16 protein-coding genes are annotated in these 14,777 nt (G+C 36.1%); 5 read left to right on the top strand and 11 right to left on the bottom strand.

The features are described 5' to 3' along the window. Positions 1–107: 107 nt before the first annotated feature. The 4 genes from hfq to tsaE form a co-directional block, all read right to left on the bottom strand. Positions 108–629 carry an RNA chaperone Hfq gene (hfq, locus tag C9E89_RS09255; RefSeq protein ID WP_107007990.1) on the bottom strand — a complete coding sequence of 174 codons (522 nt, stop codon included), beginning with the start codon at positions 627–629 and terminating at the stop codon, positions 108–110. 91 nt (positions 630–720) lie between these two features. Further along, positions 721–1,665, bottom strand: coding sequence for a tRNA (adenosine(37)-N6)-dimethylallyltransferase MiaA (gene miaA, locus C9E89_RS09250; RefSeq protein ID WP_107007991.1), 945 nt, complete (start codon positions 1,663–1,665; stop codon positions 721–723). A gap of 6 nt (positions 1,666–1,671) precedes the next feature. After that, positions 1,672–3,693, bottom strand: coding sequence for a DNA mismatch repair endonuclease MutL (mutL, locus tag C9E89_RS09245; RefSeq protein ID WP_107007992.1), 2,022 nt, complete (start codon positions 3,691–3,693; stop codon positions 1,672–1,674). A gap of 8 nt (positions 3,694–3,701) precedes the next feature. Further along, positions 3,702–4,172: a tRNA (adenosine(37)-N6)-threonylcarbamoyltransferase complex ATPase subunit type 1 TsaE gene (gene tsaE / locus C9E89_RS09240; protein ID WP_107007993.1), complete on the bottom strand. Its 471-nt coding sequence runs from the start codon at positions 4,170–4,172 to the stop codon at positions 3,702–3,704. 147 nt (positions 4,173–4,319) lie between these two features. Between tsaE and C9E89_RS09235 the strand changes: the two genes are divergently transcribed. From C9E89_RS09235 to C9E89_RS09225, 3 genes are all read left to right on the top strand, one after another. Next, positions 4,320–5,234, top strand: a complete 915-nt coding sequence (locus tag C9E89_RS09235; RefSeq protein WP_213069634.1) for a pseudouridine synthase — start codon at positions 4,320–4,322, stop codon at positions 5,232–5,234. A 102-nt stretch (positions 5,235–5,336) separates the two neighbouring features. After that, positions 5,337–5,633 carry a type II toxin-antitoxin system RelB/DinJ family antitoxin gene (locus tag C9E89_RS09230; protein WP_107007994.1) on the top strand — a complete coding sequence of 99 codons (297 nt, stop codon included), beginning with the start codon at positions 5,337–5,339 and terminating at the stop codon, positions 5,631–5,633. A gap of 88 nt (positions 5,634–5,721) precedes the next feature. Beyond that, positions 5,722–6,165 carry a GNAT family N-acetyltransferase gene (locus C9E89_RS09225; protein WP_107007995.1) on the top strand — a complete coding sequence of 148 codons (444 nt, stop codon included), beginning with the start codon at positions 5,722–5,724 and terminating at the stop codon, positions 6,163–6,165. Between the two features lie 63 nt (positions 6,166–6,228). Here the strand turns inward: C9E89_RS09225 and C9E89_RS09220 are convergent, their stop codons facing one another. Then, positions 6,229–6,951: a pseudouridine synthase gene (locus C9E89_RS09220; RefSeq protein WP_107007996.1), complete on the bottom strand. Its 723-nt coding sequence runs from the start codon at positions 6,949–6,951 to the stop codon at positions 6,229–6,231. 123 nt (positions 6,952–7,074) lie between these two features. Between C9E89_RS09220 and C9E89_RS09215 the strand changes: the two genes are divergently transcribed. Continuing rightward, positions 7,075–7,536, top strand: a complete 462-nt coding sequence (locus C9E89_RS09215) for a DUF441 domain-containing protein (protein ID WP_107008015.1) — start codon at positions 7,075–7,077, stop codon at positions 7,534–7,536. A 122-nt stretch (positions 7,537–7,658) separates the two neighbouring features. Here C9E89_RS09215 and C9E89_RS09210 read toward each other — a convergent pair whose 3' ends face one another. The 4 genes from C9E89_RS09210 to C9E89_RS09195 all read right to left on the bottom strand — a co-directional run bounded on the left by C9E89_RS09210 (position 7,659) and on the right by C9E89_RS09195 (position 11,279). After that, positions 7,659–9,176, bottom strand: a complete 1,518-nt coding sequence (locus C9E89_RS09210) for a flavin-containing monooxygenase (protein WP_107007997.1) — start codon at positions 9,174–9,176, stop codon at positions 7,659–7,661. Between the two features lie 151 nt (positions 9,177–9,327). Further along, on the bottom strand, positions 9,328–10,026 hold the full coding sequence (locus tag C9E89_RS09205) for an LrgB family protein (RefSeq protein WP_107007998.1): 699 nt from the start codon (positions 10,024–10,026) through the stop codon (positions 9,328–9,330). Next, complete coding sequence (locus C9E89_RS09200) at positions 10,023–10,403, bottom strand: CidA/LrgA family protein (protein WP_107007999.1); 381 nt, start codon at positions 10,401–10,403, stop codon at positions 10,023–10,025. Before C9E89_RS09200 ends, C9E89_RS09205 begins: the two co-directional genes overlap by 4 nt. 54 nt (positions 10,404–10,457) lie before the next feature. Further along, positions 10,458–11,279 (bottom strand): hypothetical protein, encoded by an 822-nt coding sequence (locus C9E89_RS09195; protein ID WP_107008000.1) that lies wholly within the window; start codon positions 11,277–11,279, stop codon positions 10,458–10,460. Between the two features lie 190 nt (positions 11,280–11,469). On the opposite strand from C9E89_RS09195, the gene C9E89_RS09190 reads away from it, so the two are divergent. Then, entirely contained in the window at positions 11,470–12,870 is a 1,401-nt protein-coding gene (locus C9E89_RS09190; protein ID WP_107008001.1) for an aminotransferase-like domain-containing protein, read from the top strand. A 181-nt stretch (positions 12,871–13,051) separates the two neighbouring features. Here C9E89_RS09190 and C9E89_RS09185 read toward each other — a convergent pair whose 3' ends face one another. After that, complete coding sequence (locus C9E89_RS09185; RefSeq protein WP_107008002.1) at positions 13,052–13,840, bottom strand: fatty acid desaturase family protein; 789 nt, start codon at positions 13,838–13,840, stop codon at positions 13,052–13,054. Between the two features lie 78 nt (positions 13,841–13,918). After that, positions 13,919–14,698 (bottom strand): Rossmann-like and DUF2520 domain-containing protein, encoded by a 780-nt coding sequence (locus tag C9E89_RS09180; protein ID WP_107008016.1) that lies wholly within the window; start codon positions 14,696–14,698, stop codon positions 13,919–13,921. Between the last annotated feature and the right edge of the window lie 79 nt (positions 14,699–14,777).

Below are 14,777 nucleotides of genomic sequence, written 5' to 3'. Positions count from 1 at the left end.
TTTACAGTGATCTTTATTATTGTTTTTAGCACATAAAAAATGGGTGCTCTAGAAGCACCCATTTCAATGCGTTAATTAAAACGCTTAATTTATGCAATAATCATGAATTAACGATTATTTTCATCATCTTGTACATCTTCAAATTTAGTTTCGCCTTCGAAACCTGAAGATGATTGACCGCCGAAGCCACCTTGGTTACCGCCGAAGCCACCTTGACCACCAAAGCCGCCTTGACCACCGAAGCCACCTTGACCACCGAAGCCACCTTGACCACCGAAGCCACCTTGGTTACCACCAAAACCGCCTTGGTTACCGCCACCGAAGCCGCCTTGACCACCGAAGCCACCTTGACCACCGAAGCCACCTTGACCACCAAAACCGCTAGCAGCTTGACCAGGAGCACCAGCAGGAGCACCAGCAGGACGAGGATTACGTGCAGGAACAACCGTAGAAATTGCATGTTTGTAAACCATTTGGCTTACAGTGTTTTTCAATAAAACTACGTATTGGTCGAAAGATTCAATATGGCCTTGTAATTTAATACCATTTACAAGAAATATAGAAACTGGAATACGTTCTTTACGGAGAGAATTTAAGAACGGATCTTGTAAAGTTTGACCTTTAGACATTTTATACTCCAAAAAATTTTAAAAATCAGCGCAAAAACTATCTTTATTTTTCAATTAAAATTTATAAAAAAGATAGTAGGTAAATTTTGCTTTATCCATATAAGTTTCGCAAGTCTTCTTGTGCTTGCTTTATCGTCAAATAGGTTTTAAATTGGTGGGATTCTTGCAAAGATCGTAACCAAGTGTATTGACGTTTGGCTAATTGTCGTGTCGCGTATAACGATTTATCTTCCATTTCTTGCTTACTTTTAAGACTTCTATCACTATTTTTAAGATATTCTAAAGCCTGACGGTAACCAACTGACCTTGCAGAAGGTAAATTTTCGTTAAGATCATATTTTTCAATCAAAGCCTCTACCTCATTTAAAAATCCGATTTTCCACATATTTTTTAAACGAATATCGATTTTTTGATGCAATTCTGCTCGATCGGGCAGCAAAGCATAATTATGGAAGTTATAACGGTACGCAATATTTTTAGGTTGCTCCGCTTGTAACTGCGTAATTGCTTGTCCTGTTAAACGATATACTTCTAATGCTCGAATGATTCGCTGCTTATCACTGACTTTAAATTTTTCACCCGCAAGAGGATCAACCGCTTTTAATTCTTCATAAACAGCTTGCCAACCTTCTGACTCACCTTTTGCTTCTATTGCCGCACGAACAGCATAATCTGCACTAGGTAAATTTGAAGATAAACCTTCAAGTAGTGCTTTAAAATACAACATTGTACCGCCAACAAGCACAGGGGTTTTTCCACGCGCGTGAATATCATCAATTAAACCACATGCATCTTCGACAAATTCTGCTGCTGAATACACTTGCAAAGGGCTAATAATATCAATGAGATGATGTGGATATTGTGCTTGCTCTTGTTTACTCGGTTTAGCTGTACCAATATCCATATCTTGATAAACCAATGCTGAGTCTACAGAAATAATTTCAACATTGCCTTGCTCATAAAGTTCACATGCCAAAGCTGTTTTACCACTCGCAGTTGGTCCCATTAAATTGATAACAGGCATTTTATTTGACATGAACAACTACTCTCCTCGAGCAAATAATTTATCTAATTGTGCCAATGGAAAGGCACGCCATGTTGGACGACCATGATTACACTGACTGGCAAATTCAGTTTGTTCCATTTGACGTAATAAAGCATTCATTTCCGAAAGGCTTAACATACGATGCGCACGCACAGCACCATGACAAGCCATACCTGCTAAAATTTGATCGCGCTTTTGCTGTAATGCTTGTGCTTCATCATTTGGATCTAGATCATTCAATAACTCTGGTACAAGCGCTGTAAAGTCAGCTTTATGCAAAATAGCAGGAACTCCACGCACAATGACTTGATCATCCCCATATTGGTCTATTTCTAAACCTAATCGCTCTAACTGAGGTTTCAATTCATCAATGCGTGTGGCTTGCATTCGGGTAATTGAAATGACTTTTGGAATCAACAATTGTTGTGATGTCCAAAATTCAGGTTTGTCCCATGCCATTTTCATTTGTTGTAATAAAATACGCTCATGTGCGGCATGCATATCAACAATAATTAAGCCTTCAGTATTTTGAGCTAAAATATAAATACCATGTAACTGTGCAATGGCAATGCCTAAAGGATATTCATCAACTACTGTGCTTTTTTGCTGTTTTAAAGCTGCTACAGACTGATCAAAAGATTCTTGGTCTGATACATGTTGTACCGTAGATGAGTGATCTTGCTCATCTCGTAATGGTGCAAGATAGCTTTTCAGCGCATTATTTAACTGCGGTGAACTACGATATTGTGGTTGCGGTTGATAATGCACAGCTTTGGGTTCTTTCGAACTAAAATCAGTTAATGTATCAGCTTCAGAAGGATTAGGAGAATTGGCACTAGATAAACTTAGGCTATTTTCCTGTATCTCATGTTGCGTGAATGATGCGTTATTTTGATGAAGTTGGAACTGTTCTTGATAACGCGGTTGAATAGGCTGCTGCATCGCTTGCGCCTGTTCTGTTTTCATTGCGCTCGCTAAATCTGCCGTTGCTGTTTGAAATTGTGACAATGTTTCTTTAGCAAAATGTCGTACAAACTCATGTACTTCACGTTGGTTTAAAAAACGAATTTCATGTTTAGTTGGATGCACATTCACATCAATATTTTCAGGATCAACTTCTAAAAATAACAAATAAGCTGCATGTTGATGCCCATGTAAAATCCCATCATATGCCATACGTAATGCATGAGAAATTGTTTTATCTTTCACAATACGTCCATTTACATAAACATATTGTAAATCTGTTTGTGCCCGCGCATCAGACGGATGCCCCAACCAACCAGATAAACGCATACTAATGCTATCTGCATCAATCCAATAAGCATTTTCGGTAAATTGACGACCTAAAAGTTGCTGCACTCGTTGAAAACGCAACTCACCACTATCTGCTACAGGCAGATTCAAACGAATATTATCGTTATGTTCCAAAACAAAACGAATATCAAAATGAGTTAAAGCTAAACGTCGAACAATTTCTTCAATATGACCAAATTCTGTGTTTGGCTTTTTTAAAAATTTACGACGCGCTGGAACATTAAAAAATAAATCTTGGATACGAATATGCGTACCCTTTTGACTTGCAACAGCCTGAATTTCTTGATGATCAAAAGCTGTGCCGTTCACCTCAACCTGATAACCAACGCCAGAATCATCTTGGCTACTGATCAATGTTAAACGTGATACAGCCGCAATAGATGCCAAAGCCTCACCACGAAAACCCAAGCTTACAATTGCGTGTAAATCATCTGCTGTTCGAATTTTACTGGTTGCATGGCGTGTCACAGACAACGCTAAATCTTCAGGATGAATCCCATGACCATTGTCAATGATTTCAACCAAAGTGCTGCCGCCATTTGCAATACGTATAATTAATGCTGTTGCACCAGCATCAATGGAATTTTCTAATAATTCTTTAACAACTGAAGATGGGCGCTCAATCACTTCTCCTGCTGCAATTTGGTTAGCCAATGCAGGATGTAATGTTTGAATTCGTTTTAAATTTACTTCTTGAGTTGACATGCGACGACCTATACGGCTTTTGCCTGTAACTGTTCATAAAGTACCGCATCATTTAATTCAATGATGAGCTTACGTACATCTTCATCTTCTGTTTTTAACAAATTTAAGACAACATCAGCTTGAGGGATTTCCTCACCACCTTTTGATGGCCATTCAAATAAAAATAATGCATTTTCGATATCTAAATAATCACGAATACCCATTAATTCAAGCTCATAAGGATCATTTAAACGGTATAAATCAAAATGAAAAACGCTTTTACCATTGATCTCGTAAGGCTCAACTAATGTATAGGTTGGACTTTTAACAGCCCCTTGATGACCTAATTTTTGTAGCCAATAGCGTGTTAATGTTGTTTTTCCTGCACCTAAATCACCAATCAAATAAACTACGCCCTGAGCAATATGCTGCGCCAATATTTGCGCTAGTGTTTGTGTGTCTTGCTCATTGTTTAAGCTTAGTTGAACTGAATACTGCATTTTACTCACTACAGGGTAGAAACAAGTGACTATAATAACACTGCAACCATTTAAAACCTATTCACGATCCCGTAGAATTTAACCAATAAAAGTGTAAAAGCATTTTATTCTTAACCTTGTTTTATCCCAGTTGGATCTCTATTTTTGATGCAAACTTTACATTCAACCTTTATTCCACCCATGATAAATGGCGTAAATGCCAGTCAAGTTTATTTACCCAAACTTGAAAATAGACCTCACTCTTTATTTGATTTTTTATGTGAAAAATTCCCACATATCACCCCAACAGAATGGCAACAACGTTTTCAAGATCAACTTATTTTTGATGAACAAGGTCAAATTTTGACGCTTCACAGCATGTATCTTGAAAATACGCATATTTATTATTATCGTTTTTTAGCACACGAAATTACCGTTCCTTTTAAAGAAGAAATTTTATTTGAAAATGAACATTTTATTGCGATAGATAAACCACATTTTTTAACCATTAGTCCGACAGGTAAGTACTTACAAGAAACACTACTTGTTCGACTTAAAAAACAAACCCAAAACCCCAATCTAACCCCAATTCACCGTCTAGACCGAGAAACAGCAGGTCTTGTTTTATTTTCCAAATGCCCTGATACACGCGGTATTTATCAACAACTTTTTGCAGAACGACAAGTACAAAAGCTCTATCATGCCATTGCACCCTTTCATGCTGATTTAAAGTTTCCACAAACTGTCCAGTTAAGAATGGAGAAAGGGCATCCTTTTTACACCATGCAAGTTGTGACAGGTGAAGTTAATTCACTTACAGAAATTGATTTAATTGAACATAACTTCAAATGGGCAAAGTATCAACTTAAGCCAGAAACAGGTAAGCAGCACCAGTTACGTGTACATTTAAATCATCTCAATATCCCTATAAAAAATGATCCATTTTATCCTGAAGTTTCACATAAAGATGATGCTGATTTTAATCAACCCTTACAGCTATTGGCTAAAGAATTGGCGTTTTTTGATCCAATTAGTCAACAAAAAATGCACTTCATCTCAAAAAAAGAACTGACATTAGCATGACAACGTAATGACGTTTTGTGTTTTTTGAGTAGCAATTATTGAATTTACATTTAGTTTGATTAAAATGAAAGCTTCAAATTTCACTTATTTTTTGGTTAATTGATGCGAAAAACCGAAGTTTATCAAGTACGTCTTGATTCACAAGAAAAAAAGCAAGCTTTTGCTGTTTTTAAACAATTAGGTATGACACCTGCACAGGCAGTTCGTTTATTTTTCAAACAAGTTGTGTTAACCAAATCTATTCCTTTTACTATTGAAAATCAAAATATAGACATGGAACAATTATTAAAGCTAAAAAATACAAAACGTACAGAAAACACCCAAAAATCAACTTTAGATGAAGAAGACATTTTTGCAGAACTCAATGCCATCTTAAATGAAAAAAGTGACAAAACTTAACAGTGTCGCATTTGCAAACAATTTACTGAGTTGAGCAACCCGTTTTTTCGTTATTATTTCTTAGAATGATAACAACAGAGAGAACAGGATGATCGTCAAACGTGCAACTGAACTAGATTTAAAACAACTTTCTGTCTTATTTGATGAATATCGCCAGTTTTATGGTGCATCATCCAACCTTCAAGAATCTTATAATTTTTTAAAGCAACGTTTTGAAAATAAAGAAAGTGTTATTTTTATTCATGTCAAAAATGAAGTGATTACAGGTTTTGTTTTACTTTATCTAGGTTTTTCCTCTTTAGCTTGTTCAACTTATTATATTTTAGATGATGTTTATGTTACACCTATTTATCGCAGACAAGGTTCAGCAAAACAGTTGATTGATACTGCTATTTTATTTGCTCGTCATGAAAATGCTTTAAGAATCAGCCTAGAAACACAAAAAAATAATTATCAATCCCATCAGCTATATGAGCAAATGGGATTTGTTCGAGATGACGAATTTTCTACCTACCATTGCTTTTTAAAATAAAAATCAATGAAACAGCAAAATTTGTAATTTTATTTCTCTATATACTGAAATATATTCAATGAATTATAACGTGACAATTAATTCATCTAAGTTTTTTGCAGCTCGAATCTGCTGCTCATCTAAAAATATAAACTCACCTTGTGCTAATTGTCCTAAATCTAATAATCCCACTTGCTGTCTATGTAACGTAATCACCTTATTTCCTACAGCAGCGAGCATACGTTTTACTTGATGGTAAACACCTTGATGAATCGTTAATGATAATTTATTTTCTGATATTTTTTGTACATCTGTTGCAGCAAAAATACCTTTTTCATTTCGAAGCTCTACACCTGAGGTGAGTTTTTCAATTTGTTCCACACTAATTTCATCTGCTGTTTTAACAATATACACCTTAGGTACATGTTTTTTAGGGTGCGTTAATGCTTGTAAGAACTTACCATCATCGGTCAATAAAAGCAGACCTGTTGTATCCTGATCCAAACGACCAATACATTGCACTCCACGATTCAATAACAGATCATCCACCAAGTCAAAAACACTAAAGTGATGTGTAGCCTGATGAGAACATTCATAATTTTTTGGTTTATTCAGTGCTAAATATACATGTTCACGATAAAGATAAGCTTTACCATCAACTTTAAAATTTAATTGTTGTTCTGATATTTTAAATTTTAAATCATCAATCACTTGGTCTTCAATTGTTACTGCACCATTTTTAATGAGTTGTTGGCAATATTTACGACTTCCAAAGCCTTGAGATTGTAAAATTTTTTCGAGCAACATTCTGATCTACCATCGTATGAATCTAGCCTAAAGATTGTAGCCGAATCGCCAATCTTTGTATGCCCCATTTAAGATTGTTATACTATTCAAGCTTTCCTCAAATGCTAGTCTCTTACCTTCATGATGAATTTTGCGTCACATCTAGATTTAAACTTAATCGTACTTTTAGTTTTATTGGCATGTGGTATTTTTAGTCATAATAGTGCGGTCACGATTGCTGCTGCTGTTTTGATTGTTTTTCGAATCACGCCTCTTAGTGAATATTTTTATCTTCTTCAAAATCATGGGTTAAATATTGGTATCATTATTTTAACGATTGGTGTACTCACACCTATAGCAAGTGGTAAAATCGCAGGAGATGCTATTTTAAAGTCTTTCCTCAGTTGGAAATCCTTGCTAGCAATTGCGATTGGGATCTTAGTTGCATGGCTAGGTGGACGTGGCGTGAAATTGATGAGTAATCAACCAAATATTGTTGCAGGTTTATTGATTGGTACAGTAACTGGCGTTGCTCTGTTACGTGGTGTACCTGTTGGTCCACTCATCGCAGCAGGTTTATTATCCATTATTATCGGGCTTTCTTAACATTTGACAAAAAAATAGCTCAAAGAGGAGTACTCACTTTGAGCTAAATAAAATCAACACATGAAAAACTTAATGTGTTAATACAAAAAACAATATCATCTAAATTTATCAGAATCAACCGATTATTGAGTGACTTTTGTAGCATTTTCAGGTTTATAGTTCACTCGATATTCGCTTAAATCAAAGTGTTTCATTTTTTGTTTTAATTTAAATGTTGTCCAAGGCCAAACCGTACTATTTTTACCATTTTTATCAATAAAATAGCTTTGACATCCGCCTTTATTCCATACTGTTGTTTGTAATGCAGCTTGAACCTCTTCATTAAATTTTCGAGTAATTTCAGGATGCGGTTCAATTGTATGAATGCCTAATTTTAACGCCTGTCGAATTGCATCCATAATATAAGTTAATTGAGCTTCAATAATAATAAATGCCGAAGAACTGACTGCAATATTTGGTCCAAACATTAAAAAACCATTTGGGCAACCTTCAACCATCGTTCCCATATAGCCTTCTGCGCTACCCTGCCAAACATCAGACATTTTTTGATTAAAACGGTTATAGACACGACTGGCTATAGGTGGGTCTGCAATTTCAAAACCTGTGCCCAAAATAATCACATCAGCTTCACAATGTTCACCATTTGCAGCAATCAAAGTTCGACCTTTGATTTCTATTAGTGCATCCGAAATAACATTTACATTTTTTTGTGCTAATGCAGGATACCAATGATTTGATTGCAAAATTCGTTTACAACCCATAATAAAGTTTGGTGTTAGTTTTTTACGTAATATCGGATCTTTCACTTGAAAGTTTAAGTGCCATTGAGCAATTTTTTGAAATTGCATCATTGCCGCAGGACTTTGAATTCCTCCATTTATGCTTTCAAAAATCCCATACACTGAGCCGCGCATAAGCTGCTGAGTAAAGGGTAAAAATTTAAACATAGCTCGTACAGGTGCAAGTAATGGCATATCTGATTTTGGCAAAATCCATTGTGCGGTACGTTGAAAAATGGTCAGTTGTTTTACATCTGGTTGAATCTGTGGGACAAATTGAATCGCTGATGCACCTGTACCAATGACAGCAACACGCTTTCCTGTTAAATCAATATCGTGTCGCCAACGAGATGAATGGAAAATTTCACCGTCAAAAGATGTAATTCCTTTAATATTTGGAATCACGGGTTCATGCATTGGACCACATGCCATAATCGCAAATTGAGAGCGAAACTCTCCTTGATTTGTTTGAATAATCCAACACTCATCTGCATCTGACCATGTTGCTTGTAATGCCTCATGTTCCAGTTTGACATGTGGCATAATTTTATATTGATCAGCAACATCAAATAAATACGCTTTGATTTCAGCTTGAGGGGCAAAGACACGACTCCAAGCAGGATTTGGTGCAAATGAATAAGAGTATAAAGCTGAAGGAACATCACAAGCACAACCAGGATAAGTATTTTCACGCCATACCCCACCTAATTCTGAGGCTTTTTCTAATAGCACAAAATCATCTATCCCCATTTCTTTGAGCTTAATGGCTGCACCTAAACCAGCAAAACCACCACCTAAAATGGTCACGCGATGATAATGATCGAAATCACTTAAGTTTTCATTTTTTTTGTTGTGTTGCATGTTTTAAATCACGAAATAGCACTGCAAATCAATCTGTCAAAAACTGACCTATTTGTCAATTTCCTGATTAGACAGTTTTAAGCATTCTATGATGCTTTTTGCCAGTGTTCAGCTATTATCAATAATTTAACAAAATTTCAAAAATATCATTTTAAAAAATTAAAAATTGGCAAATTCTGACAATAAAAGGTGCAAATAACACCATCAAAATACCTGAAATAATCATGGATAAACTGGCAATTACACCTTCTAATGTATGGCGTTGACGAGCTTTGGCAATGCCCATTGCATGCGCTGCATTGCCCAATGCTGCCCCTTGTGCAATACGATTTTTAAAATTCATCCAAAGCAATAACATATCGCCAAAAAGCAGACCGACCAAGCCCGTGATCACGGTAAATAACGGAATTAAACTGATGGATCCACCCAATTTTTCTGTTAACACCAAGGCAAATGGAATGGAAATGGAACGCGCCAATAAACTGTTGGTGACAATATCCTCAAAATCAAATGCTTTTGCCAATGCCCAACTACTCAACATACCCACCAACATGGCAACCGCTGAACTGACAATCAGCACTTTGAAATGCTGTCGAATCATTTCCCGATAACGGTACACAGGAATGGCAAAAGCCACGGTGATGGGTCCAAGCATCGCCACCAGATATTGGGTATATCCATAATAATCAGAAAAATCATGATGCAGGATCACAATCAATAGAATGCTCAGTAAAGGCACTGTAATAATGGGGGAAAAATAAATTTTCTGGGTTTGAACAAAGCATTTTTTTGCCAAAAAATAGCACAAAACCGTCCACACCAAATAAAAAACACCCCAAAACTCAGTCATGCCTCGACATCCTCATCCAAAAACAGTCGCACTGTTCCTATTGATGCCATCATCACCAACGCTGTACTGATAAAAATCACCACAAAAATTTTCCAGCCACTGTGCCAAAGCAACTGTTGATATTGAAGAATCCCGACCACAGGCGGAATAAAAAACAGGAGCAAGTCAGCTAGCAACACATCTGCACCCTGTTCCACCTGAGTCAGTTTCAGTCCGTTAAAATGCAATAATAACAGTAAGATAAAAAAACCCAACACGCCAGACGCAATCGGAATATGCAGAATTTTTTGTAAAATAAAACTCAATCCCCAAACTAGTAGAATGACCGTTATTTGTCGTGCAATAGTGACCCTATTGCCAAGCTTGCCTAAACGCATCGCATATTATCCTGATACCTTAAACACCGAGACAAGGGCAAACTCAAAAGACCGTTAAGCGAGAAATTGGACATGTTTGAGACTGGCTTGATGCTGTAAACGGGTCTGCATATATTCGGCATATACCGATAATTTTTCATAAATATGTTCAGCATAGAACATATCATCCACCAAATGCGTCGCCTGAGCACGGTTATAACTGCCATAGCACAATAACAATTGTGCATTGAGCGTGGCAAATTTCCCGCACAAGGCAACATATTGATCATCCTTGTTTTTAAATAACAGTTTGCGCATATTCACATCATCAGCGGCGATGATTTTATCCTGTGGATCAGTGCCAATCACATGGATGACCACCCTGAAAAACTGTTCAATTTCGGCAATGATGGCAATATCCAGTTTCAATGCGGTAATCAGGAAAATTTGTGTAACATCGGCACGGCACAAAGCTTTGAGCAAGGAAAAATATAAAAATTCTACTTCGTCTAATTCATTTTCATCCAAATCCAGATATAAATTTAAAGCAGACAATACATCATCAATTTTTAAATTTTGTTTTTGTTCCGCCTGATAATAACGGTTCAACACATTCAGTACAGATGGCGTTGCAGGGCTATGGTAGATCACACTTTGATTCAGATTTGCCAAAATAAAGGGCGCAAATAAAAAAGCCAGACTGCTCTGTTGCTCTTGAATGGCAGATTGGGCAATATAATGTACTTTGGAGGTGGAAAATTCACGTAAAACTTTGGCACGTAATAAAGTGGCTTCCAGATTGACATAGTGCTGTTCGAGTTTTTTGTGTAGCCGCTCTGAAAAGCCTTGCTGCTCAATCAGCCTTGAAATTGCATTCATTTTTTCAGTTACAAACACCGTAGCACCTCTGCCCTTTCATCCTTTATCTTTAAAGATTTTAGATCCTAAGTCTAAGAGTGTGTAGCTACAAAAAGTCAGGAAAAAACTATAACAACATCATCAGCACAATTCATTCTGTTATATTTTATAATATTTAAAATGTAAAATTTCATCCTCATCTTCCGTCCAATCTTTTGAGTGCTTTCCTATGTATAAATCAGAACAACTTGCTCTCAGTCTCAAGCACTTGATTGAAAGTGGTGCATGGAAAGCTCACGAAAAATTACCTTCTTTGCGACAACAGGCGGAAACATCAGGATTTAGCTTAATTACAGTCATGAATGCCTATCAAGAGTTGGAGGCGCAGGGACTGATTTATTCCAAAGAAAAACTGGGTTATTTTATTGCTGAAGATCCAGACAGTGTGGAAATTGCCAAGACAGTGATTCTGAATGAAAAAATAGAAATTAACTCAACTGTGTTTCGTTATTTAAAATCCATTCAGTCTGAACAGATTGTGCCCTTTGGGATTGCTTTTCCAGACAGCCAATTATTGTATTCTTCCAAGCTCATGCAAACGTTGGCACAGCGTGCAAGACATCGACTCAGCTATGAACAAATGCCAAGTTTGCCTCCAGGCAATCTGGAACTACGCAAACTTATTGCACAGCGTTATTGTATGCAAGGCATTCCCACCGATCCTTCCGATATTGTCATCACGTCTGGTGGTCTGGATGCGCTGAATCTGGCTTTACAAACCCTGACCAAACCCGGGGATTATATTTTACTGCAAGAAACTATTTTCTATGGGGCGTGGCAGGCGACAGAACATCTGGGTTTAAAGGTCATCACTATTCCTGAACACCCTGAACATGGACTCGACCTTGAAGCTTTTAAAAATGCTGTGTCAAATTATCCAATTAAAGTCTGTTTACTCATGCTCAACAGTCACAACCCGATTGGATTTACGGTCAGTGATGAAATCAAATTACAATTGGCAAAATTATTGCAGGAACATCAGATTTATCTGATTGAAGATGATGTGTATGAAGAACTCTATTTTGATCATAAAAAACCCTTGTCGATGAAGTATTTTGATCAACAAAATCTGGTTCTACATTGTTCTTCTTTTTCTAAAACACTGGGTGCAGGTTTTCGTATTGGTTGGGTTTATGCAGGCAAATTTTCTGAAAGTATTCAGCATTTGCAATTGATGAGTACGCTCTCCGTCAATTCATTTATTCAAAGTGCCTTGGCAGATTATTTGTCACATCGTTATTATGAAAAGCATCTCAAAACCTTAAGAAATACCTTAAAGCGTTTAAAAAATCAGTATTATCAATATCTCAGTAAAAAATTACCTGAAACGTGTAAGGTGCATTATTATCCATCGGGCTATTTTTTATGGATCACTTTGCCTGAGCAAATCAACAGTAATGTGCTTTATCATGCATTATTACAACAAAATATTGGTATTGCTTCGGGGGCTTTATTTTATCGTTCAGAACAAACACCGCATCATCTTCGGATCAATTGTTCATTTGAATTAAATCAAAACACTCAAAATGCTTTGGATCTCCTCATTTCTGCCATTATTCACTTTAAATAACTTCAGCGTTATTTTCTGATTGATTGGCTTATTTACTTGAAAAAGACTGTAATATCTTGTTTAGCTTTTAATTTTTGAATGATTTAAAAATCCGTCATCTGCATAAAACTGACGGATTTCGTGAATCAATTTAAAAGATGATATTAAAAAGTCATGCTTATTTTTTTCATTTTTAGAGCGACTAAAACACTTCTCTAATTTCCACAGTTGGATCATAAGCATCTAAACGCTTTGCCAACACATGTAAATGCCGAGTGGGTACAGCAGGAAATAAATGATGCTCTACATGATAAAACATATTATAAGTCACAACTCGCTTAAACTCATTTCTCACAGTACGTGCCATATAAATATGATCTTCAGTATCATGATGGACTGTCCAAACTGCAAAAAATGCCGTCATACATTGTCCTATTAGCATTGCCAATACATGATATTTTAAAAAAGTAAAATCTAAAATTGCAAAAACTAAAATCAGAAATAATACATTTGCAATCAACTCTGCAAACATCCATTTTTTCTGAGTTTTTGTGCCAACTTTAAATGCTTTTTGATGCAACATGAGTGGGAAAAATGGACCAAATAATAAGGCTTGCCACCATTTCATACGGGCACTTTTCGCTTCAACATCTTCATCTTGCATACAAAATTGGTGGTGACGTAAATGATTAATTTGTACAGCATGCATTGAACCTAACATGAGAATGCTTAATACCCACATGACCCAATGTGTTTTTTCTCGGCTTATTCCAAGTGCAAAATGAAAAGCATTATGCACTTGACGTAAGCCTGTTAAAAAAAACATAAATGAACAAAATAATGCCAATGGATACCAAGCCAAATACGCAAAAGCCAAAGATGCACATAACCAAGGTATTGAAATCAATAATTCAGAAATAACATCTCTTGTTTGTAAATGTACTAAATCTTTCCATTGCACGACTTTTAATAAATATTGTTGATCATTCATTTTTATAAGTTTTTATTTAGAGAATAAATCGACTATAAAATGAACATATTTTCTTTGCAAGCTAAATATAGCTTAAGACTATTCTATTTTTTGTCGACTGATAATTTGCTCACTTAACATGCGGTAAATATCAGTCAAATGAGGTTGCTGTGAAGCAGTTAACATTGCTTGATGCATATTCAAAATCACATGGTCTCCACGCATCGCAGGACCTGTTTGCATCAATCTAGGTTCATTTTGAACGGCTTTTTGAGCGGTTTCTAAAATCAAAGGAGACAATAAACTAAAATCTACCTGTTGAGCATCAAGAACTTGTTTTGCCATGTCATAACATGCATTGCTAAAATTACAAGCAAATACAGCAGCTAAATGTAAACTCAAACGCTGCTCTGAAGAATAGAGATAAACCCTATTACTTAGGCTATTTGCAAGTGTTTCTAGTTTTTGTTGGCTCGCTGCGAACTGTGCTTCAATAAATAAAGGGGTATTTTCCCAGTCAATTTCACGTTCAAAACTAAAGGTCTGTAAAGGATAAAATACGCCTACATTCTCATAATGGTCAGCCAATACTTTTAAATGTGTACTTCCAGAACTATGTACAACCAGTGTATTTTTTAAATAGGGTTTGAGCTGCTGTATCACCTGCGCAATAGCTTGATCACTTACAGCAATGACACATAAGTCTATATTATCTTGAAAATCTTGAAGATGATGGATTGCTTCTGCCTGTACAAGACTGGCAAGTTTTTGTGCATTTTCAAAATGAGTACTAAAAATTTGTACGATTTGATACTGCCGAGCAAAAGCCTGTGCTAAATGGGTTGCAACTCGACCCGAACCAATAAAACTTATACGCATCATGTCAATTTCTCAATTTTAGACTTTATTTCTAGTTGCATATTTTCAAGATAATCTAAAATGAAAGCAAATAAAAACG

The organism is Acinetobacter sichuanensis (assembly GCF_003024515.2).
GTDB lineage: Bacteria > Pseudomonadota > Gammaproteobacteria > Pseudomonadales > Moraxellaceae > Acinetobacter > Acinetobacter sichuanensis.
Note: the sequence above shows the minus strand (reverse complement) of the source record. Positions and strands in the feature narration are given on the sequence as shown.